The 456-nt window shown below is 42.1% G+C and carries 1 protein-coding gene; it reads right to left on the bottom strand.

Annotation, left to right across the window (positions count from 1 at the left end):
* The coding region (locus HSP_RS10840) for a type II secretion system F family protein (protein WP_425268513.1) at positions 1-305 on the bottom strand (305 nt) is incomplete at its 3' end.
* Positions 306-456: the final 151 nt, after the last annotated feature.

Below are 456 nucleotides of genomic sequence, written 5' to 3'. Positions count from 1 at the left end.
TATCTCCTGATTTCTTTTATTCGTTCGAGTAGCCATCTGTTTTGAGTGCTGTTTTTCTCCAGCCTTTCCAGTGCTTTTGCAACGGGAATATCAATACTTAACATGGAGGCCATGTTGAAGAGAAAACTTACACCATTAAATGTTTTATAAAGTGACCAGGGGGGAATGTAATCAAGATACTGACGGCCCGGTCCTGTATAACGCGCAAGCGAATATCTGATCAGGAAAAACAGCACGATGCAGAAGCAGAGAATATACGTTCCGTTTTCTATCAGGAAACCAGACGTATCTGTCAGTAATCGCATAGAACTTGTCCAGCGCTCTTTCGGTGCGAGAGAAAGGAAAACAGGTGTTATGGTTATCGTGGACCATATACATGTTTGCCAGACAACCAAAAACCAGTACGGATGGATAAATCATCGACATAACAAGAGTCATTGTCATTTCCACGAGGTA

The organism is Haemophilus sputorum CCUG 13788, from assembly GCF_000238795.1.
Taxonomy (GTDB): Bacteria; Pseudomonadota; Gammaproteobacteria; order Enterobacterales; family Pasteurellaceae; genus Haemophilus_A; species Haemophilus_A sputorum.
This window is presented reverse-complemented; position numbering and strand designations above follow the sequence as displayed.